This is a genomic window from Skermanella sp. TT6 (assembly GCF_016653635.2).
GTDB classification, from domain to species: domain Bacteria; phylum Pseudomonadota; class Alphaproteobacteria; order Azospirillales; family Azospirillaceae; genus Skermanella; species Skermanella cutis.
Genome location: NZ_CP067420.1, coordinates 4,524,190 through 4,542,623 on the forward strand (window position 1 = coordinate 4,524,190; position 18,434 = coordinate 4,542,623).

The 18,434-nt window shown below is 67.6% G+C and carries 22 protein-coding genes and 1 tRNA gene; 10 read left to right on the top strand and 13 right to left on the bottom strand.

The window, feature by feature from the left end; translation table 11 throughout:
• Positions 1–18 precede the first annotated feature (18 nt).
• The 4 genes from gabD to glmU form a co-directional block, all read right to left on the bottom strand.
• Positions 19–1,509, bottom strand: coding sequence for an NADP-dependent succinate-semialdehyde dehydrogenase (gene gabD / locus IGS68_RS21075; RefSeq protein WP_412766128.1), 1,491 nt, complete (start codon positions 1,507–1,509; stop codon positions 19–21).
• Between the two features lie 92 nt (positions 1,510–1,601).
• Positions 1,602–1,955, bottom strand: coding sequence for a HepT-like ribonuclease domain-containing protein (locus IGS68_RS21080; protein ID WP_247881408.1), 354 nt, complete (start codon positions 1,953–1,955; stop codon positions 1,602–1,604).
• 43 nt (positions 1,956–1,998) lie between these two features.
• Entirely contained in the window at positions 1,999–2,343 is a 345-nt protein-coding gene (locus IGS68_RS21085; protein WP_201073496.1) for a hypothetical protein, read from the bottom strand.
• Positions 2,344–2,399: 56 nt separating this feature from the next.
• Entirely contained in the window at positions 2,400–3,779 is a 1,380-nt protein-coding gene (gene glmU, locus IGS68_RS21090; protein WP_201073498.1) for a bifunctional UDP-N-acetylglucosamine diphosphorylase/glucosamine-1-phosphate N-acetyltransferase GlmU, read from the bottom strand.
• A gap of 134 nt (positions 3,780–3,913) precedes the next feature.
• Between glmU and gph the strand changes: the two genes are divergently transcribed.
• The 3 genes from gph to cydB all read left to right on the top strand — a co-directional run bounded on the left by gph (position 3,914) and on the right by cydB (position 7,187).
• Entirely contained in the window at positions 3,914–4,588 is a 675-nt protein-coding gene (gph, locus tag IGS68_RS21095; protein WP_201073506.1) for a phosphoglycolate phosphatase, read from the top strand.
• 194 nt (positions 4,589–4,782) lie between these two features.
• The gene (locus IGS68_RS21100) at positions 4,783–6,171 is read left to right on the top strand and encodes a cytochrome ubiquinol oxidase subunit I (protein ID WP_247881409.1); all 1,389 of its coding nucleotides are present in this window, start codon (positions 4,783–4,785) and stop codon (positions 6,169–6,171) included.
• Positions 6,172–6,176: 5 nt separating this feature from the next.
• Complete coding sequence (gene cydB, locus IGS68_RS21105; RefSeq protein WP_201073510.1) at positions 6,177–7,187, top strand: cytochrome d ubiquinol oxidase subunit II; 1,011 nt, start codon at positions 6,177–6,179, stop codon at positions 7,185–7,187.
• 12 nt (positions 7,188–7,199) lie between these two features.
• On the opposite strand, the gene IGS68_RS21110 is transcribed toward cydB, so the two are convergent.
• Complete coding sequence (locus IGS68_RS21110; RefSeq protein WP_201073512.1) at positions 7,200–8,033, bottom strand: DUF3108 domain-containing protein; 834 nt, start codon at positions 8,031–8,033, stop codon at positions 7,200–7,202.
• A 108-nt stretch (positions 8,034–8,141) separates the two neighbouring features.
• On the opposite strand from IGS68_RS21110, the gene IGS68_RS21115 reads away from it, so the two are divergent.
• Positions 8,142–8,216, top strand: a tRNA-Val gene (locus IGS68_RS21115).
• Positions 8,217–8,380: 164 nt separating this feature from the next.
• Here the strand turns inward: IGS68_RS21115 and IGS68_RS21120 are convergent.
• The 3 genes from IGS68_RS21120 to IGS68_RS21125 all read right to left on the bottom strand — a co-directional run bounded on the left by IGS68_RS21120 (position 8,381) and on the right by IGS68_RS21125 (position 10,062).
• On the bottom strand, positions 8,381–9,172 hold the full coding sequence (locus IGS68_RS21120) for a PRC-barrel domain-containing protein (RefSeq protein ID WP_201073514.1): 792 nt from the start codon (positions 9,170–9,172) through the stop codon (positions 8,381–8,383).
• Between the two features lie 538 nt (positions 9,173–9,710).
• The gene (locus IGS68_RS36465; RefSeq protein WP_152527856.1) at positions 9,711–9,797 is read right to left on the bottom strand and encodes a small membrane protein YohP; all 87 of its coding nucleotides are present in this window, start codon (positions 9,795–9,797) and stop codon (positions 9,711–9,713) included.
• 76 nt (positions 9,798–9,873) lie between these two features.
• Positions 9,874–10,062, bottom strand: a complete 189-nt coding sequence (locus IGS68_RS21125; protein ID WP_201073516.1) for a CsbD family protein — start codon at positions 10,060–10,062, stop codon at positions 9,874–9,876.
• 303 nt (positions 10,063–10,365) lie between these two features.
• Here IGS68_RS21125 and IGS68_RS21130 point away from each other — a divergent pair, with 303 nt between their 5' ends.
• The 5 genes from IGS68_RS21130 to IGS68_RS21150 all read left to right on the top strand — a co-directional run bounded on the left by IGS68_RS21130 (position 10,366) and on the right by IGS68_RS21150 (position 13,087).
• Positions 10,366–10,887: a sigma-70 family RNA polymerase sigma factor gene (locus IGS68_RS21130; RefSeq protein ID WP_201073519.1), complete on the top strand. Its 522-nt coding sequence runs from the start codon at positions 10,366–10,368 to the stop codon at positions 10,885–10,887.
• The gene (locus IGS68_RS21135; protein ID WP_201073521.1) at positions 10,887–11,732 is read left to right on the top strand and encodes an anti-sigma factor family protein; all 846 of its coding nucleotides are present in this window, start codon (positions 10,887–10,889) and stop codon (positions 11,730–11,732) included. Before IGS68_RS21130 ends, IGS68_RS21135 begins: the two co-directional genes overlap by 1 nt.
• 26 nt (positions 11,733–11,758) lie before the next feature.
• Positions 11,759–12,223 (top strand): PRC-barrel domain-containing protein, encoded by a 465-nt coding sequence (locus IGS68_RS21140; protein WP_201073523.1) that lies wholly within the window; start codon positions 11,759–11,761, stop codon positions 12,221–12,223.
• A gap of 73 nt (positions 12,224–12,296) precedes the next feature.
• Complete coding sequence (locus tag IGS68_RS21145; protein ID WP_201073525.1) at positions 12,297–12,464, top strand: hypothetical protein; 168 nt, start codon at positions 12,297–12,299, stop codon at positions 12,462–12,464.
• Positions 12,461–13,087: a hypothetical protein gene (locus IGS68_RS21150; protein WP_201073527.1), complete on the top strand. Its 627-nt coding sequence runs from the start codon at positions 12,461–12,463 to the stop codon at positions 13,085–13,087. Before IGS68_RS21145 ends, IGS68_RS21150 begins: the two co-directional genes overlap by 4 nt.
• A 30-nt stretch (positions 13,088–13,117) precedes the next feature.
• Here the strand turns inward: IGS68_RS21150 and IGS68_RS21155 are convergent, their stop codons facing one another.
• Positions 13,118–14,416 (bottom strand): class I SAM-dependent methyltransferase, encoded by a 1,299-nt coding sequence (locus IGS68_RS21155; RefSeq protein ID WP_201073529.1) that lies wholly within the window; start codon positions 14,414–14,416, stop codon positions 13,118–13,120.
• 153 nt (positions 14,417–14,569) lie between these two features.
• Between IGS68_RS21155 and IGS68_RS21160 the strand changes: the two genes are divergently transcribed.
• On the top strand, positions 14,570–14,914 hold the full coding sequence (locus IGS68_RS21160) for a hypothetical protein (RefSeq protein WP_201073530.1): 345 nt from the start codon (positions 14,570–14,572) through the stop codon (positions 14,912–14,914).
• Here IGS68_RS21160 and IGS68_RS21165 read toward each other — a convergent pair.
• From IGS68_RS21165 to IGS68_RS21180, 4 genes are all read right to left on the bottom strand, one after another.
• On the bottom strand, positions 14,887–16,740 hold the full coding sequence (locus IGS68_RS21165) for an ABC transporter ATP-binding protein (RefSeq protein WP_201073532.1): 1,854 nt from the start codon (positions 16,738–16,740) through the stop codon (positions 14,887–14,889). The genes IGS68_RS21160 and IGS68_RS21165 overlap by 28 nt on opposite strands.
• 110 nt (positions 16,741–16,850) lie before the next feature.
• Positions 16,851–17,645 carry a GIN domain-containing protein gene (locus IGS68_RS21170; protein ID WP_201073534.1) on the bottom strand — a complete coding sequence of 265 codons (795 nt, stop codon included), beginning with the start codon at positions 17,643–17,645 and terminating at the stop codon, positions 16,851–16,853.
• Between the two features lie 41 nt (positions 17,646–17,686).
• Positions 17,687–18,043, bottom strand: coding sequence for a hypothetical protein (locus tag IGS68_RS21175; RefSeq protein WP_201073536.1), 357 nt, complete (start codon positions 18,041–18,043; stop codon positions 17,687–17,689).
• A complete protein-coding gene (locus IGS68_RS21180; protein WP_201073538.1) occupies positions 18,037–18,366 on the bottom strand; it encodes a hypothetical protein in 330 nt (109 codons plus the stop codon). The genes IGS68_RS21175 and IGS68_RS21180 overlap by 7 nt, the downstream gene beginning before the upstream one ends.
• Between the last annotated feature and the right edge of the window lie 68 nt (positions 18,367–18,434).

Genomic DNA, 18,434 nt, shown 5'->3' on the forward strand with positions numbered 1-18,434 from the left:
CCCGGGAAAAAGCCGTGATCAGGCGTTCTCGACGCCGCCCATGCAGAGATACTTGATCTCCAGATACTCCTCCATGCCGTATTTCGATCCCTCCCGGCCGATTCCGCTCTCCTTCATGCCGCCGAAGGGTGCCACCTCGGTGGAGATGATGCCCTCGTTGATGCCGACGATGCCGTATTCCAGCCCTTCGGCGACCCTCCAGACCCGGCCGACGTCGCGGCTGTAGAAGTAGGCCGCCAGCCCGTACTCGGTGTCGTTCGCCATCCTCACCGCTTCCTCCTCGGTGTCGAAGCGGAACAGCGGAGCCACCGGCCCGAAGGTCTCCTCGCGGGTGACCTTCATCTCGGTGGTGACGTCGGCCAGGACGGTCGGCTGGAAGAAGGTCCCGCCGAGCGGGTGGCGCTCGCCGCCGACGACGATCCGGGCTCCCTTGGACAGGGCGTCGCGGATATGGTCCTCGACCTTCTCGATCGCCGCCATGTCGATCAGCGGACCCTGCTGGGCACCCTCGGTCAGCCCGTCGGCCACCTTCAGCGCCTTGACGGCCTCGGCCAGCTTGGCCGCGAAGGCGTCGTAGATGCCGTTCTGAACCAGCAGCCGGTTGGCGCAGACGCAGGTCTGCCCGGTGTTGCGGTACTTGGACGCGATGGCGCCCTTGACCGCCTCGTCCAGGTCGGCATCGTCGAACACGATGAAGGGCGCGTTGCCGCCCAACTCTAGCGAGACCTTCTTCACGGTGCCGGCGCACTGGGACATCAACTGCTTGCCGATCTCGGTGGAGCCGGTGAAGGTCAGCTTGCGCACGATCGGGTTGGTCGTCATCTCGCCGCCGATCTCCTTGGCGGAACCGGTCAGGACGCTGAGGATGCCGGCCGGGACTCCCGCCCGCTCGGCCAGGACGGCCATGGCGAAGGCCGAATAGGGCGTCGCCGTCGCCGGCTTGATCACGATCGGGGCGCCGGCCGCCAGCGCCGGGCCGGCCTTGCGGGTGATCATGGCGGCCGGGAAGTTCCACGGGGTGATGGCGGCGCAGACGCCGACCGGCTCCTTGGTCACGACGATCCGGCGGCCGGCGAGATGCGCCGGGATGGTGTCGCCGTAGACCCGCTTCGCCTCCTCGGCGAACCACTCGATGAAGGAGGCGGCATAGGCGATCTCGCCGCGCGACTCGGCGATCGGCTTGCCCTGCTCCGCGGTCATGATGCGGGCGAGGTCCTCCTGGTTCGCCATCATCAGGTCGAACCAGGTCCGCAGGATCTTCGCGCGCTCCTTGGCGGTCTTGGCGCGCCACGCGGGATAGGCGCGGCCGGCGGCCTCGATCGCGCGCCGCGTCTCGGCCGTGCCCATGGCCGGGACGGTGCCGAGCTTCCTGCCGTTCGCGGGGTTGGTGACGTCGATGGTCTTGCCGCTGTCGGCATCGATCCACTGACCGTCGACATAGCACTGGCCGCGCAGCAGCCCGGCATCCTTGAGGCCGAGCGTTGCCGCGGTTTCAGTCATGGCGCTCATCGGTGGTCTCCTTGGTGCTTCGAAGTTTTCTGGGTTCGTTCATTACGGCGGCGGATAGAGCGGGATATGGTGATAACCTCTGAAACGGACGATCAGGCCAATACACAGGTGGTCGCTGCGCCGCTTGCCGGTAGTTCCCGCTCCCAGGACCGTCGGTCCCGGGCTCGGAGAGGATCGAGTATCCCGGAGACGGCCAGGGCCAGTATCGGCACGTGCCAGGGGGCGGTGCGCCATAGAACAATCACATCCAGATTCCGGAAGTCGTGGACCAGCACGTCGCGGGTTCCGGCGATCGACCGCCAGTTGATGGCTCCGTGCCGATCCCTGAACGCCCTGGACAAGCGCTTGGTCGCCTCTCCGATGATGATCAGCTGGTAGGCGATCGCCGATATCGATCGGCGATCCTCCCGAAACTCGTGACTTCCGACCGAACCGGCGAAGCTCATGATCAAGGCGCAGGCGTCTCGGATATGGCCGAGCGCAAGACGATCAGAGGGCGACATAGAGGCTGTGCGACGCATCGCGGAACATCCGCGTCCGCTCCCGATTGCCGAACTCGACCAATCCCGTCCAGCTGTAGAAATGCGATCTGCGACCGAAAATCTCGGAAAGCTCGTCCTGCATGTGGACGATGTCGAACAACGTCCACTCCGCGTCCGGCCGCATGGTGACCAGGACGTCCAGTTCGGCATCCGGGTCCGAGCGCTCCTGCTCCGGAAGGTCGAGCAGGGCGAGTTCGGCCACCTTCCAGCGGTCGCAGAAGGCCGACAGGTCCGCCTCGATGTTCCTGTACCGGTCGAGCGCCAGATAGCCCATGGTCCGTCCCCGTTGCATCGAAGGTACTGTAGGCTTCGCGGCGCTCACATTCCAGCGCCGGCCCGCCCCCTTCCCTACTTCGACCTGGCGGCCTTCTCCGCCGCCCTGCGGGTGCGGAATCCCGCCGCCCAGCCTTCATGGACGCTCTGCTTGGACCGCTCCACCGTCAGCGCGTCGGCCGGAACGTTCCGGGTCACCACGCTGCCGGCCCCGACGATGGCGCCGGCCCCGATCGTCACCGGGGCCACCAGCGCCGAGTTGGAGCCGATGAAGGCGCCGGCCCCGATCTCGGTACGGCTCTTGAAGAAGCCGTCATAGTTGCAGGTGATCGTGCCCGCGCCGATATTGGCCTTCGCGCCCACGCTGGCGTCGCCGATATAGGTCAGGTGGTTGACCTTGGCGCCCTGGTCGATGCGGGCGTTCTTCACCTCGACGAAATTGCCGATATGCACGTCCGGCCCGATGTCGGCACCCGGGCGGAGGCGGGCATAGGGGCCGATCAGGGCGCCGCTCGCCACGCGCACCTCTTCCAGGTGACAGAAGGGGCGGATCTCGACCCGGTCGCCGACCTCGACGCCGGGGCCGAAAACGACGTTCTGCCCGACCGTCACGTCGCGGCCGAGCCGCGTGTCATGGCTGAAATAGACCGTCTCGGGGTCCGCCAGCGTGGCGCCCCCGGCCATGGCGGCCGCCCGCAGGCGATGCTGCATCAGCCGCTCGACGGCGGCCAGCTCGGCCCGGGAATTGACGCCGACCACCTCCTCGGCCGAGGCCTCGACGACCCGGCAGGCGTGCCCGGCGGCCCGCGCGACCGCGACCGCGTCGGTCAGGTAGAACTCCCCCTTGGCGTTGTCGTTGCCGATGGCGTCCAGCAGGGCGAACAGGCGCCGGCCGTCGAACGCCATCAGCCCGGCATTGCACAGGGTCACCGCGCGCTGGTCCTCGGTCGCGTCGAGATACTCGACGATCGCCTCCAGGCCGCCGTCGGCGCCCTGGATCAGCCGGCCGTAGGCACCGGGATCGTCGGGCCGCATGCCCAGGACGACCACCGCCGGATCGCCGGAGGCGCCGTCCCGCGCCTCGGTCATCCGCGAGAGCGTCGCGGGCGTCACCAGCGGGGTGTCGCCATAGACGACCAGCACGTCCCCGTCGAACCCCTCGACCAGCGGACGGGCGGCCATGACCGCGTCGGCGGTGCCGAGCTGGCTTTCCTGGACGACGGTGGCGTGGGGCGCCACCTCGGTCGCGACGTCCTCCATTCCCGGCCCGACCACGACGACGATCCGATCGGGGGCCAGGGCGGATGCCGCGGCGACCACGTGGCCGACCATCGAGCGGCCCGCCACCTTGTGCAGCACTTTCGGCAGTTCCGACTTCATGCGGGTGCCCTTGCCGGCCGCGAGGACGATGCAGGCGAGCGGACGGCGGGTTTGGGTATGGTGCGTCGATGTCATGGTGCTGTTATCGTCTGATCCGCGTTCACGGGGGGTTCGGACCTCCTTGTGCCACACCTCCGGCCTCCGCCAAAGCCCTCGATCAGGGGGCCGGCCGGAACGACCATCACCGAAGGATATTGGGGAACAGCCGCATGCCTCGACTACAAGCCGTGATCTTCGACCTGGACGGCACCCTGATCGACAGCGCGACCGACATCACGGCCGCGGTCAACAAGCTGCTGGACAAGTACGACCGCCCCCCTGTCACCGTGGAGCAGATCCGCGTCATGGTCGGCGACGGCGCCCCGGTCCTGCTGCGCCGGGTCTTCGAGGCGACCGGAACCAGCCTCGACCCGGACAGGGCGCCCGCGATCTACGCCGATTTCCTGGAGTTCTACGAGAAGGAGCCCGCCTCCCCGGACTCGATCTTTCCCGGCGTCCCGGAGACCCTGGACCTGCTGCTGGCGCGCGGGCTGAAGCTGGGGCTCTGCACCAACAAGCCGGAGCGCGTCACCCGCGAGGTCCTGGTCCAGCTCGACCTGGGCCGCTTCTTCGGATCGGTCGCCGGGGGCGACACGCTGCCGGTGCGCAAGCCCGACGGCGGCCACGTCACCTGGATCATGGACCGGCTCGGCGTGACCGACGGCGCCGCCGTCATGGTCGGCGACAACCACAACGACGTCGCCGCGGCCCGGAGCGCCGGCATCCCGGTGGTCGCGGTCAGCTACGGCTATCCGCACATCCCCACGGTCGAGATGGGCGCCGACGCCATCATCGACCATTTCACCGAACTTCCCGCCGTACTGGACGGGTTAGCCGATCGCTGATTTCGCAAGCGCCGCCCCGGCAACATATCCGTCCCGAACCCATTGATGCACCGAAAGAGGGATGCCAAGTCGTCGCACTGGTCAGCGCGCGACTAAGCTCCAAACTTGGTCGTGCCGGGACCGGAACCAGAGAGTTCCTGTTCCGGAGCTCGTAGGACAAAGGACGGGAGCGGACAATGGACATCGATCCGTTGATGTTGTCGCGCATTCAATTTGCTTTCACCATATCTTTTCATATTCTTTTCCCGGCCTTTACCATCGGTCTTGCGAATTGGATCATGGTCCTTGAAGGTCTTTGGCTGAAGACCGGACGCGACGTTTACCGCCAGCTGTCCGAGTTCTGGACCAAGATCTTCGCCATCTCTTTCGGCATGGGCGTGGTGTCGGGCATCGTCATGTCGTACCAGTTCGGCACCAACTGGAGCCGCTGGTCCGACATTACCGGCAACGTGCTGGGCCCGCTGATCCAGTACGAGGTGGTCACCGCCTTCTTCCTGGAGGCGGCCTTCCTCGGCATCCTGCTGTTCGGCCGCAGCAAGGTGCCGCGCGGGATGCACTTCTTCGCCGCGTGCATGGTGGCCATCGGCACGATCATCTCGTCCTTCTGGATCCTGTCGTCGAACAGCTGGCTGCATACCCCGGCCGGGTTCGAGATCCGCGACGGCCGGTTCTTCGTGACGAGCTGGTGGGAGGTGGTGTTCAACCCGTCCTTCCCGTACCGCCTCGCCCACATGGTGACGGCCGCGTTCCTGACAACGTCCTTCGTGATCGCCGGGATCAGCGCCTGGTACATCCTGAAGGGCCGCTTCGCGGAATATACCCGGATCAGCTTCGGCATGTCGCTGGGCCTGATCGCCATCCTGGCGCCGCTGCAGATCCTGCTGGGCGACCTTCACGGCCTGAAGACGCTGGAGGTGCAGCCCGCCAAGATCGCCGCGATGGAGGGCCATTGGGAGGGCGGGGCCGGAGCGCCGCTGATCCTGTTCGCCTGGCCCGACATGGAAGCCGAGGAGAACCACTACGAGATCGCAATTCCCTTCCTGTCGAGCCTGATCCTGACGCACGAGTTGGAAGGCGAGGTGCCCGGGCTGAAGCAGTTCGCGCCGGAAGACCGGCCCTATGTTCCGATCGTGTTCTGGACCTTCCGCATCATGGTCGGCATCGGCTTCCTGATGCTGTTCGTGGCGCTCGGCTTCGTCTTCCTGAGCTGGCGGCGGCGTCTCTACGACTCGCCCTGGTTCCACTGGATCTGCGTGGCCATGACCCCCGCCGGCTTCGTCGCGATCCTGGCCGGCTGGTTCACCACGGAGATCGGGCGCCAGCCCTGGATGGTCCAGGGACTGGTGCGGACCGCCGACGGCGTCACCCCGTCGCTGACCACCGGCGCCGCGCTGACGTCGCTTACGACCTTCCTGGTAACCTATGCGCTGATCTTCACGGCCGGAACCTACTACATCCTGCGCCTGCTGCAGATCGGCCCGCATCCGCGCCACGAGGAAACCACCCACCAGGCCCGACAGGAAGCCGGACGCCCGAAGCGGCCGATGTCGGTGCCTGACGAACGAATCGAACCGGCGGAGTAAGCGACATGGAATGGTGGCAGGACCTCACCCTGATCTGGACCGGCATCGTCGCCTTCGCGATCATCATGTACGTCCTGATGGACGGCTTCGACCTGGGACTGGGCATCCTGTTCCCCTTCGCCGGGCGCGACACCGACCGGGACGTCATGATGAACACGGTGGCCCCGGTCTGGGACTTCAACGAGACCTGGCTGATCCTGGGCGGCGCCGGCCTGTTCGCGGCGTTCCCCCTGGCCTATGCGGTGATCCTGCCGGCGCTGTACCTGCCGCTGCTGGCCATGCTGATCGCCCTGATCTTCCGCGGGGTCGCGTTCGAATTCCGCTTCAAGGCGAAGAGCAGCCGGTACCTGTGGGACTCCAGCTTCCACTTCGGATCGCTGGTCGCCACCTTCGTGCAGGGCATGGCGCTGGGCGCCTTCATCCAGGGATTCGACGTGGAGAACCGCGCCTACGTGGGCGGCAACTTCGACTGGTTCTCGATCTTCAGCCTGCTGACCGGCGCGGCGCTGGTGGCGGGCTACGCCCTGCTGGGCTGCACCTGGCTGATCTGGCGGACGGAGGGGTCGCTCCAGGAATGGGCGTACAAGCTGTCCAAGCCGCTGTTCCTGGCCGTGATCGGGTTCATCGGGCTGGTCAGCATCTGGACGCCGCTGGCGAACCAGACCATCGCGGACCGCTGGTTCTCCTGGCCCAACATCCTCTACCTGTCGCCGGTGCCGATCCTGACCGCGGCCCTGGCGCTGCTGTTCTGGCGGGCGATCAACAAGCGGCACGAGGTCCAGCCGTTCGTCCTGTCGATGGGGCTGTTCATCCTGTCCTTCGCCGGGCTGGCCGTCAGCCTGTGGCCGAACGTGATCCCGCCGAACATCAGCATCTGGGACGCGGCCTCGCCGCCGGAAACGCAGGAATTCCTGCTGGTCGGCATGGCCTTCCTGATCCCGACGATCGTCGTCTACACGATCTATTCCTACTACGTCTTCCGCGGGAAGATCGGGGAGGATGCCGGGTATCACTGAGGCCTGGCGTCGCTAAGGCACGGTGTCGGCCGAGGTGAGATGCATGATGACGTCGCCGAACCGGCTCTCGCCCTCCAGGCGGACCGGGACCGGCGGCAGTCCCTCGACCACGGGCGCCAGCATCAGCGCGATGGGCGCCCGTTTCTCCCGATCGGTTATCACGCCGTCCTGCTTCCATTGGCCGGCCAGCACCGTCGAGGTGACTTCGCAATGGACCGCGGGGCCGCTGAAGACCGAATAGTCGTTGGCGAACAGCTGGCGGTTCCCGACCGTGCGGAAGTTCAAGTCGTAGCGGCGGCGGCCGTCGAACACCGGGACGGTCCCGGTACAGCCCCGCCCTGAAGCGACGCCGGTCGCCACGGAGAGCACGGCCGACAGGGGATCGGTGGTTCCCGGCACCATCTCCGGCGGCACGGGATCGCGCTCGGCCGGATCGTCCGGCGGCCGGACGTCGGCGGTGACGCCGCCGCTACCGTCGTAATCCAGGCTGACCGCCCGCTCCCGACCCCGCCAGGTTCCGCTCTGCCGGTGCGACCGGGGCTCCGCCTCCCCTTCCCGGATGAGCCCGGCGGAGCGCGACAGGTTCCGCCAGGGAAAGAAGGTGCCGATCAGCCCCTGGGTCTCGGCGCTGACCTCGACCTCGTAATCGTCGCGCCCGACATCCAGCAGGATCGACGCCTGGAGGATCTCGAAGCCTCCGGCATAGACCGCGTAGCCGAGCCGGACCTTCTCCGCCGCCGCTGCCGCAGGGGCCAGCGCCGCGACGGCTCCGCCGACCAGGAAGACGGCCGGGATGGATCGCAATGATGTCGGCATGGCGCCGAAGACCTTCCGTGGATCGAACATGCCCAACCCATGTAGGGCGCGGCATCGTCCATGCAATTTCGCCTCCGGCATTTCCGATGCTTGACATAGCCTTTCGTCCCCAATAAATAGGGCCTCCGCCGCACAGGCGGGCGCGTAGCTCAGCGGGAGAGCACTCCCTTCACACGGGAGGGGTCACAGGTTCAATCCCTGTCGCGCCCACCATCCTCTTAAGTTTCCGATCAGGTTTCCCCGGAGCCGCCCAGACTGCCGGAGCGCCGCACGGGCAGCGCGGAAAACGCATGCCAAGGGGCGGGCGCTCCCTGGGAAGCGTCCGCCCCTTGGCCCCGAAGAGCTTCACGGGGAATGCGAGTTCCCCGGATCCCGTGCTACCGGACCGGCGTCGCGTCGGCATCGATGCCGGCGACCGAGGCCGGATCACCGTCGTAGGCCGGCAGCGCTTCCATTTCGTCGCGGGTCATGTCGATGACCACCCTGTCGCCCGCTTCGTTCAGGCGCAGCTCGCTCCAAGGAACCGCGGCGGTCCGGGAACCGATGCCCAGGAAGCCGCCCCACTCGATGATCGCCGCTTCCACCTGGCCGTCGGCGCCGATCAGGAGGTTCTCGATCTCGCCGACATTCTCATCGTTCGCCGTGACGGCATTGGTCCCGATCATTCCCGAGACCTGATCGCCCATCAGCCTTGGCTCCGCGGCCGGGCCCGTGGGCGCCATGCCGGCCGTCGGGGTCTGGACTCCCTCCCCGTCACCACCGGCGCGGCCGGCTTCCTGGCCCGTATCCTGCACCGCTTCCTGGGAACCTTGCTGCTCCGGCGCGTTCTGCTGGCCCGGGCGGACGACATCGACATTCGGTTCGCCGGCCCGTTCGACGGTGACATTCGGCTCCGCCTGCTCGACATTCACGTTCGGCTCGGCCTGCTGAACCGTGACGTTGGGCTCCGGCTGCTGAACCGTCACCTCCGGAGCGGGGCGCTCGACCGTGACTTCCGGCGCCGGCTGCTGGACAGTCACCTCAGGGGCGGGCTGCTGGACCTGGACGTCGGTTCCCGCAGCGGAGTTCTGGTTGCCACCTGCCGGCTGGGCATTCTGCTGTTGCGCCAGCGCCGGGGTTCCGAGCGCGAGTAATGCAACAGCGCTCGTCACGGTTAGAATGTTCTTCATCGGTTTCTCCTAGATTGATGTGTGGAATTCTTGATTTTTCAAGAACTCCATTCGGGATCTATTCAGATGATTACCCGATTGCCTCCATTCTAACAGCACGCCGACGCCGTCGGTTCCGAAAAATATCACAGCATATATTTTATAGTGTTCAACGAATTCATGGATATTTTTGATTTTTGCAAAGACTTTCCTCAGGATGTATTTGGAAGCCTCGATCGAAGCCACCGCGCCGTTCCCGGCCTTCGTCCGGCGGACTGGAGCCGTGCCCGATCAGGCCGATCCGCCCGGGTCAGCCGATCAGATGCGTTGCGCCGTGGGCGCAACCTACGATCTTCAACCCGCGTCACCTCCGCCCTGCGTCGAACCGGAGCGGTTCAACCTGATCGGGTACCGCTCTAGTGGCCCGGCACGGTGGCTTCGATCAATTCACCGCAGATCGGCCTCGGCCGGAGGCCGACGCCGACGGTGTGGCCGGAGCGTTGACGCAGGGTGTCGGCGTTCGCTCCACAGGACTTGTCAGAACCATTGTGCAGCAGCACTAGAATATCAGGGCCAGAAGGCCGATCACGACCAGCAGGCCGATAAGGAAAATGACACCTACCGTGCCGCCGATGAACTTAAGCATTTAAAGGGCTCCTGTATTTCCATTGACCCAAGCCCGATCCGGGGGATCGCGCTCCGGCATGATATCCTGGCTTGGCTTAGCGGCCGGCGTCGTTCTTGCCGGTCAAGGCATCCTTGATGCCGCCGACGGCTTTCCGGATCTTGCCTTCCGCCTTGTCCGCCTTGCCCTCGGACTGGAGCTTGCTGTCTCCGGTCAGGTTGCCGGCTCCTTCCTTGACCTCGCCTTCCATCTTCTTCATCGACCCTTCGGTCCTATCATCACTCATGAACTTCTCCTTGCTGCACCGGACCCGCGGCATCCGGTTCCGTCGCCTTGGGATGGCGTCGAGGATAAGGACACCCATTACGGAAGAACGGTTCCTTCGAAAATGACCGGACGATCGATGCGTGGAGTCGGCGCGGGGGCCAGACATGGGTGATCGATTCAAGTCCGTTTTAGGTAAATGCAGCGCGTGAAGGATCGTCGGTGATGGCGGCAAGGCGGATTTATTTTGGAACTCCAACGCCGGACCGGGCGTCTCCTCCTGCAAGACACGGGGTCGATTTCAGCAAGGACGCGAGGCAGGATCATGGACGACACCGAATGGCTGATCGCCCGTGAAGTTCCGGGTTTGCGCCGATACGCGCGGGCCCTGGTCAGGGACCGTGACCGTGCCGACGACCTGGTGCAGGAGTGCCTGGAGCGAGCCCTGCGCAAGCAGCATCTCTGGCGGCGGATCGGAAGCATGCGGGGGTGGCTCCTCAAGATCCTGTACAATGTCCACGTCAACCTGATCCGGCACCACCGCAGAACGCCCGAGACCACCCCGCTGGAGGACGTCAGCGTCACCCAGCCGGCCCGCCAGTTCGGGCATATGCAGCTCCAGGAGATGGCGCGGGCCCTCGATGATCTTCCCGCCTCCCAGCGCGAGACGCTTCTGCTGGTCGTGCTCGAGGGGCTGAGCTACGAGGAAGCCGCCTGCGTCCTGGATGTCCCTATCGGCACGGTGCGTTCGCGCATGTCGCGCGCCCGTGAAGCGCTCCAATCCTTGAACCTCGAAGAGACACGTCCCGCCGCCGTGAGGCCCGTCACCCTGAGGAGGGTGAAGTGATGGATGACTACGACGATATCCGCGATCTCGATCTGCACGCCTATATCGACGATCTGCTCGATCTGCCGCGACGGCGCGCAGTCGAAGCATACCTGGCGCTGCACCCCGACAAGGCCGAGTGGGTCAGGCGTTGCAGGCTGCAGAACGATGCCATGCGGGCGATCTTCGATCCCGTGGCCGGGGAAGCCCTGCCCAGCCGGCTGTCATCGGCGTTCAAGCCGAAGCGGCCGTCCCGGTTTCCCGGCCTGGTCGGCCATATGCCGCCGCTTGCGGCAACTCTTCTCCTAGGATGCGCACTGGGATGGTCGGCGGCGACGCTGATCCCCAGCCATGAGGTCTCGACCCAGGTCCTTCGAGAAAGCGCCTCGCTGGCGCATGCGGACGTGAGGAACGCGGCCGTGGCGGGGCATCTGGCACCGTCGGAACCGGTGCTGCGCCCGATCCAGTGGATCGAACAGGCGAGCATGGTCGACCTGCAGATCCCGGATTTGAGCCGCTACCGGTTCAGCCTGGTCGGCAGCCAGGTCACCGCGACGACCAACCGTTCCCAGGCCGCCCAACTGTCCTACGAGGACGACCAGGGCCGCCGGCTGACGCTTCAGGTCCAGCCCCGCCTTCCCGACCCGGATCCCGACATCGAGACCGAAACGCGCAATGATGTTCGGGTCGCCTATTGGCTCGACGGTCCGCTGATGTACGTGATGGCGAGCGATCTGCCCAGGGACGAGGCCTTGTCGGTCGCCGAAAGCCTCCACAGGTCCATACGCAAGATGCCGCCTCCGGAACCGGATCCGGAATTCGGCATCGCCAAGCGGCTCCGATCGTTCCTCTGGACACGGGGATGACGGGAAGCGCCGCGGGGAAGGAAAGCATGCGGCCATCCGCGTTGCGGATGACGCCGCTGACCGCCGCGCTCGTCCTCGCGCTGGCGCCCCTTCCGGTCGTTCCTGCGCAAGGCGGCATGGATGCAGGGGCGCAGCGCGAACGGATCCAGGCCGGGCGCTCCGGCAGCGCCGCCGGCATCGAGGCGGAGTCCGACGTCGTTCATGCGAACGACCTGATCGGCCGAAGCGTCATCGGCGCGGACGGCGAGGTGCTGGGCAGGATCAGCAATTTCCTGCTCAGCCTTTCCGGCGGGATCGAGCACCTGATCGTCGCCAGCGGCGGCTTCCTGGGTTTGGGCGGTCGGGAGGTGGCCATCCCCTGGTCGGAGGCCGAGGCCGATTTCGGCACGGGCGATGTCCGGGTCACCCTGACCCGGGGCGACTTCGACAAGGCTCCGGAATACGGGCGGACCGGGAGCGTCGATGCGGGTCGGGATGCCGGCGGCCGATGACGCTTCGGGGCGGGGCCGGCATCCGCCCGCGAACGAGACGACGGAACCACGAAGGAACGGAAAGGAAGCGAAGATGCTCAGCGCATTCGGGAAAGGTCTGGGGTTCATTTTTCTGGTCGGCCTGACGACCGTCGGCGTCCTGGGCGCCATTTTCCCCCGGGGCGCCAGGAAGGTCGTCTCCACCGCCTATGATCTCGAGGAGGACCGCCGATCCCGGGCGACCAACCGGACGGACGCGTGAGCGCGGCGCCGCCGGCCGGAGCGCCGGCGGCCGCTACGGCATCGGGCAGGACGGTCTACCCTCTCTGGCTGCGGCTGCCCTGTACGCTGTTCGTGATCGTGCTGGTGCCGATCTACTGGCGCGAGTACGGACCGGGCAACTTCCTGTGGTTCTCGGACATCGCGCTGTTCTGCGTCGTGATCTGCCTGTGGACCGGCAACAGGCTTCTCTTCTCCATGATGGCGGTCGGGGTGCTGCCCCTGGAGATCGTCTGGACGATCGACTTTCTCACGGGCGGCACGCTGGTCGACCTGGCCGGCTACATGTTCGACGACGAGTATCCGCTCTACCTGCGCGGCTTGTCGCTGTTCCACCTGTTCCTGCCGCCCATCCTGGTCTGGATGCTCGTCCGCCAGGGCTATGAGCCGCGCGCCCTGCCGGCGCAGACCGTGCTGGCCTGGATCGTGCTGCCGGCGACCTGGCTGCTGACCTCCCCGGACAACAATATCAATTGGGTCTTCGGCCCCGGCGAGGACCCGCAACGGTTCATGGACCCGCTGCTCTATCTCGGGCTCTATATGCTGCTGTTGCCGATCGCCGTTCATCTGCCGATGCACGCCCTTCTGAAAAGGCTGTTCCGGTGAACCGCTCCACCCGCCCGGGCGTCCCTCCGCTCAAAGGATGCGCACCGCGACTTGGCCCGTAAAGGGGCAGGCCGAGGCGTACTCGTATCCCATGTCCGTCTCCGCGGCGCATTCCATGAACGCCCTGTACTCGTGCTCGCGCCAGGTGCGGTTCCCGATGAACTCGTCGAATACCAGGATCGCCCCCGGCGCCAGCCGGCCGGCCAGGGCCGTCAGCACGGTGCGGGTCGATGAGTAGATGTCGCAATCGATGTTGGCGAAGCGCACGGGCGCGCTGTGGCCGGCCAGGAACGGCGGCAGGGTGTCGTCGAACCAGCCGGCGTGGAGGGTTACGTTGCTTCCCACGGCCGGCAGTTCCAGGCCGGTGGTGAAGCTCCCCCGGCGCTGGGTGCCCCAGTCCTCCGGCAGCCCCTCGAACGAGTCGAAGCCATGGACTTCCTGGCCGGCGACCTCGGCGATATGGCCGATCGAGGTTCCGCGCCTGACGCCGAACTCCAGCACCAATCCCTGTCGGGCCGCCAGGCCGACGCCGTGCCGGAGCAGGTCGGCGCCGCAGCCGAACAGGCGGAAATCGGCGGCGCGGCGCGGCAGCAGCGCGCGGACGCCGTCCACCGGCGCATGGTGGTGCGGCCGGTCGCGGAGCGGCCCGTCCAGGATTGCGGCCGCGTCGCCGTCCCTGCCGTCGAGCAGCGCATAGGCGGCCAGGAAGGCCCAGTACTTGCCGTTGGCGCCGTGGCAGGCGGTCGCCCGGTCCAGGCGATCGATCGCGTCCTCGAGCGACCGGACCTGGAGCGCCGCGGCATGGCTCTGGAACCAGCCGGCCGCGAGGCCGGGCTGGCGGTCGAGAAGCCTGTCCCAGGCGGCCAGCGCCGCGGCGGCGTCGCCCAGGGCATGGCGGCACATGGCTTCCTCGTACAGCAACTGCCCGGTCTGCCCGCCGGCCGAAGCGGCCCGCGCCGACAGGCGGACGGCGTCCGCGTAGCGGGCGTCCAGGCGGTAGGCGGCGGCCAGCGCCTCCCACGCGTCGGCACGGACCGGCGGCGCCATCGCCAGCGGCTCCATCAGGGCGATCGAGACATGGGGCAGGCCCGCGGCGGTGCAGGCCCGCGCGAGCTGCACGCGGATCCCGATGTCGTCGGGATCCAGGTCGGCGGCGCGGCGCAGGTGGAGAAGCGCGGGTTGGAAGTCCTTCAGGCCGAGACAGGCCGTCCCGAGCAGGGCCAGGCCGCCGGGCGGCAGGTCGGGCCGGGACGCGAGCAGGCGGCGTGCCGCCCGGTACCGCTTGGCCGCGATCAGGCCGCGAGCGGCTTCGATGATGTCCGGCTGCATGACGACTCCCTGCCCCGCCCTGCCGGCTATCTACCCGCGCCGGCGGGCGGGGGCAAACCGGAATGTCAGGACCCGCGGCACCTGTGATCTCCTGTGACCTGTTGGTGCCGGATCTTCAAAAACGGCCCCGGGATCCCCAGTTCAGGGCGCATCATGATCAACTCAGACCAACGGCGGCTCGACCGCAGTTTCGAGCGCCTTCAGCGCCGCCTGCCCGGCTGGATCGCCCGGCCGGTCGGCGGCCTCCGCAAGCCCGACGCCCGCTGGATCCGGATACCGACCGGCGTCCTCTTCATCCTTGGCGGCCTGGTAGGGTTCCTGCCGATCCTGGGCTTCTGGATGGTCCCCCTGGGCGTGCTCCTGCTCGCCCTGGACGTGCCGTTCCTGCGCCGCCCGACCTCAACCCTGATGATCCGCGGCGAGCGGCGCTGGACCGAATGGCGCCGCTCCCGGAATGCCGCCAAGCAGTCTCAGGCGGCCAGCACCAGCCCCGAGTGACCGGCGGGGCCGCTTCCGGTCCGGGTTCCCGCGTAGCTTTCCCATAGCGCGCGGAAAGCCGGTTGGCGCTCCAGCAGCGCGTCGAGCGGGCCCAGGTCGACCACCGCGCCGTCTGCCATCCAGACGATGGTGTCGAAACGCGTCAGCAGGTGCAGCCGGTGGATCGAGGACGCGATGCAGGCGTCGGGGAACTCGGCCAGCAGGTTGTCGTAGATCCGCGCCTCGGTGGCCGGGTCCATGCTGCTGGTCGGCTCGTCCAGCATGATCAGCGAGCTGTCGCGCGACGCCAGGATGCCGCGCGCCAGCGCCAGCCGCTGCTTCTGCCCGCCCGACAGGTTCAGGCCGCGCTCGGTGATCTCCGTCGCGAGGCCCCCGGGAAGCCGGTCGATCACCGGGCCGAGGCAGGCCAGGGCGCAGGCCCGCTCGACCGCCGCCGCCGGATAGGCGATGCCCATGGTGATGTTCTGGGCGACCGATCCCTCGAAGATCTCCGGATCCTGCGGCACCAGCGTCGCGACCGGGCCGAGATCGCCCAGGTCGGGCCGGGCCTCGCCGTCGAAGGCGATGGACACGCGGTCCGCCTCGTAGAGGCCGGCCAGGACCCGCAGCAGGGTGCTCTTGCCCGATCCGCTCTCGCCGATGAGCGCGATCCGGCCGCCGCGCTTCAGCACGAGGGAGACGTCGCGCAGCGTCGGCCGGTCCTCGTGGCGCGTGGCGTGGCTGAAGGTCAGTCCCTCGACGCTGATCTCCCGCCAGTCGGCCGGGACCGGCAGGGCCGAGGCCGACCGGCGGCTCTCGGCCGACAGGATCTCGTCCGCGCTGCCGATGTCGGCCTGGTAGCGCACCAGGTCCTGCCAGTTGGTCGCCATGGAGCCGACGACGTTCCCGATCTGCTGGGAATACTGGTGGACCATGACGGCGGTGCCGAGCAGGATCAGGCCGTCGCTCCGCCAGGCGAGCCAGGCATAGAGCGCCACGAGGCCGCAGCGGATCGCATTGTTGAGCAGGTCGATCGCGCACCACTTCGCCTCGTTGAACACGATGCCCCGGCGGAGCGGCGCGAACACGGAAGTCAGCCGGGCGGCCACCGCAGAGCGGGTGGCCGCCTGGAGGCGCAGCGTCAGGACCGTGGAGATGTTGCCCAGGCAGTCGATCAGTTCGGCGGTGTAGCGCCGCTCGAACCGGTTCTCCTCGTTCAGCAGGAAGACCATGATCCGGTCGAACCGGACCAGGATCGCGAAGATCAGGGCATAGCCCAGCACGGCCGCCGCCCCAGTCCAGGCCGACACGAGGCACAGCGCCGCCAGCGGGCCGATCAGGCTGACCGAATTCTGGAGATAGATGAACTGGTTCTGCGAGAAGCCGAACAGCGCCTGGGTCGCCTTCGCCATGCGCTGGATGGTGTCGCCGGAATGGTGGCGTTCGTGCCAGCGGAGCGGCAGGGATACGGCCTTGGCATAGAGCGAATCGGCGAACCGCTCGCGGATGCGCACCGCCATGAAGCGTTCGAGCACCCGACCCGGCCCGTGCATCGCCCAGCCGAGCACGCAGGCGCCGAACATCAGGGCCATGTTCCACCCGGCGAGCGCCACGTCCTGGGTTCCGGCGGTGCCCGCCGTCTGGAGCGAATTGACCGCCGCGCCGAAGAAATAGGGGATCGCCAGCCGCACCGCCTGGGCCAGGAACAGCAGGCCCAGGAAAGTGACGACCAGCGGCCTGCCGCCTTCCGCATGACGCCAGAAGGCCGCGTAGAGCCCGCGGATGCCGCGATGGACGGTCGCGGCACGGGGATGCTGGGGGGTCGAGGGAACCGGGGATATCGTCATGACGTCTCGTGCTCTGGACGCGTGCCGGAAGCTGTTCCGGCCGGTCCGGAGACACTAGGGTCGTCATGGTTAATGCAGGCTTTACCGTGATTCCCGGCTGACCATGCCGTTCACCTGAATCCGGTCCGGACAGTCCCGACGCCGCTGACCCGTACCGACGGCTTGCGCACGATCCGGTCGGCGTCGATGGTTCCGATGCCGGAGATGGCGAGATCGGCGCGCTCCGCCGGGGCCTGGACCCGGATGGTGCCGGTTCCGGCGATGGAAGCCGTCAGCATGTCCACCCGGCCGCCGGCGACCGTGATGTCGCCGGCACCGGAAAGATCAGCGCCCAGGTCGCCGTCCACCCGGGCGACCGTCACGGCGCCGCTGCCGAGGATCCTGACCGTGGCGTCGGTGACGGCGCCCGCGGCCACCTGCCCGGCCGCGACCTCGATCGTGAGCGGCGCCCTCAGGTCGGCGATGTCCCATTCGCCGACGGTGGAGGTCGCGGTGAGCGGGGTTCCCGCCGGGACCCACAGCTCCACCTCCGGCAGGTCGCCGTCGCCGGTGCCCTCCGTCGCCATGGTCAGGCCGCCGATCCGGGTGACCGCCCGGGCGCCGAAACCGGTCGCGATCGTCACCGCGGACCCGGCCCGAAAGCCCTGGACCGGCCCGGCGCTCACCACAAGGGCGCCGTCCTCGGCATGCCGCGACAGGTCCCCGATCCAGGAGGCGGGGCCGGTCGCTCTCAGCCGGATGGTGCCGGAGTCATGGAGACGGACATTCACCCGGGCCGCCAGTCCGCGGAGGTCGAGCGCGCCGGCGCCGAAGCTTTCGTCGATCGTCGTTCGATCCCGTGCCGAGGCGGGTCCCGCCGCCAGGGCGCAGGCCATCATGACGGTGGCCAGAAGGTACCGGTTCATCATCATATTCCTCCGGGAATGGAATGGGAGTGCGCCGTCGCCTACTCGCCGTCCTCGATCAGCAGGCAGGTGGTCTCCGGGGCCGGGCTCAGCAGCATCACCATGCGGCCGGGCGCGGAGCCGCGGCGGAAACGCAGGCTGCCGGCCCCTTCGAAGTAGCCCACCGCGGCGTCCCGCAGGTCGCCCTCGTCGATGATGCGGCTGCCCTGCTGCCAGCATTGCAGGCGGACTGCACCGTCCGGGGCCACCGAGGCCGAGCCGCCCGGCTTCGCCCCCAGCTGCGGCCCTCCCTCCTTGACCACGGTGGCGGCCGCGACGCCGACCGCGAGCGCCGACAGGCCGAGGCTCAGGGCGATCGGCCGGAACAGGGGGCGAGCGACGCGAAAGCGGGTCAGCATCCGCCGCGTCCCACATTGTTGATCACGTCGCCCGTGATGATGGTGACGACCTCCCGCGGGGCCGTGGCGCCCCGGGGAACATAGACGTTGCCCACGGCCTGGCTGCCGCAGGACAGCTTGCCGCCCTGGGCGGCGCCCTGGGTGAAGTCCTGGTCCTGCAATTCTCCGCGCCGGCGCCAGCTCTTGGCGATCTCCATCTGGATCTTGCCGTTGAAGCGAGGCTCCAGGTGGGTCCGCTGGTTCAATTCCTTCGCTCCGGCGCCGCCGGGCGCTGCGAAGGCCAGGAAAGTCCCGGCGATCAGGATTGCTGTCGGTGCCCGCATTGGGATGCGCCTCCCCGAAGGACGGTGACCGGCGGGGGATCCGCCATGTCCGTTCCCCACACTAGGCC

Bases quoted from the DNA above. Each gene is read 5' to 3' on its own strand.
- IGS68_RS21175 (WP_201073536.1), bottom strand. From the start codon at position 18,043: ATGCTGACCCGCTTTCGCGTCGCTCGCCCCCTGTTCCGGCCGATCGCC.
- IGS68_RS21165 (WP_201073532.1), bottom strand. From the start codon at position 16,740: ATGACGATATCCCCGGTTCCCTCGACCCCCCAGCATCCCCGTGCCGCG.
- IGS68_RS36465 (WP_152527856.1), bottom strand. From the start codon at position 9,797: ATGCTTAAGTTCATCGGCGGCACGGTAGGTGTCATTTTCCTTATCGGC.
- IGS68_RS21160 (WP_201073530.1), top strand. From the start codon at position 14,570: ATGATCAACTCAGACCAACGGCGGCTCGACCGCAGTTTCGAGCGCCTT.
- IGS68_RS21170 (WP_201073534.1), bottom strand. From the start codon at position 17,645: ATGAACCGGTACCTTCTGGCCACCGTCATGATGGCCTGCGCCCTGGCG.
- IGS68_RS21135 (WP_201073521.1), top strand. From the start codon at position 10,887: ATGGATGACTACGACGATATCCGCGATCTCGATCTGCACGCCTATATC.
- IGS68_RS21145 (WP_201073525.1), top strand. From the start codon at position 12,297: ATGCTCAGCGCATTCGGGAAAGGTCTGGGGTTCATTTTTCTGGTCGGC.
- gph (WP_201073506.1), top strand. From the start codon at position 3,914: ATGCCTCGACTACAAGCCGTGATCTTCGACCTGGACGGCACCCTGATC.
- IGS68_RS21100 (WP_247881409.1), top strand. From the start codon at position 4,783: ATGTTGTCGCGCATTCAATTTGCTTTCACCATATCTTTTCATATTCTT.
- IGS68_RS21140 (WP_201073523.1), top strand. From the start codon at position 11,759: ATGCGGCCATCCGCGTTGCGGATGACGCCGCTGACCGCCGCGCTCGTC.
- IGS68_RS21130 (WP_201073519.1), top strand. From the start codon at position 10,366: ATGGACGACACCGAATGGCTGATCGCCCGTGAAGTTCCGGGTTTGCGC.
- IGS68_RS21080 (WP_247881408.1), bottom strand. From the start codon at position 1,955: ATGAGCTTCGCCGGTTCGGTCGGAAGTCACGAGTTTCGGGAGGATCGC.
- IGS68_RS21155 (WP_201073529.1), bottom strand. From the start codon at position 14,416: ATGCAGCCGGACATCATCGAAGCCGCTCGCGGCCTGATCGCGGCCAAG.
- IGS68_RS21120 (WP_201073514.1), bottom strand. From the start codon at position 9,172: ATGAAGAACATTCTAACCGTGACGAGCGCTGTTGCATTACTCGCGCTC.
- cydB (WP_201073510.1), top strand. From the start codon at position 6,177: ATGGAATGGTGGCAGGACCTCACCCTGATCTGGACCGGCATCGTCGCC.
- IGS68_RS21180 (WP_201073538.1), bottom strand. From the start codon at position 18,366: ATGCGGGCACCGACAGCAATCCTGATCGCCGGGACTTTCCTGGCCTTC.
- IGS68_RS21125 (WP_201073516.1), bottom strand. From the start codon at position 10,062: ATGAGTGATGATAGGACCGAAGGGTCGATGAAGAAGATGGAAGGCGAG.
- IGS68_RS21110 (WP_201073512.1), bottom strand. From the start codon at position 8,033: ATGTTCGATCCACGGAAGGTCTTCGGCGCCATGCCGACATCATTGCGA.
- IGS68_RS21085 (WP_201073496.1), bottom strand. From the start codon at position 2,343: ATGCAACGGGGACGGACCATGGGCTATCTGGCGCTCGACCGGTACAGG.
- gabD (WP_412766128.1), bottom strand. From the start codon at position 1,509: ATGAGCGCCATGACTGAAACCGCGGCAACGCTCGGCCTCAAGGATGCC.
- glmU (WP_201073498.1), bottom strand. From the start codon at position 3,779: ATGACATCGACGCACCATACCCAAACCCGCCGTCCGCTCGCCTGCATC.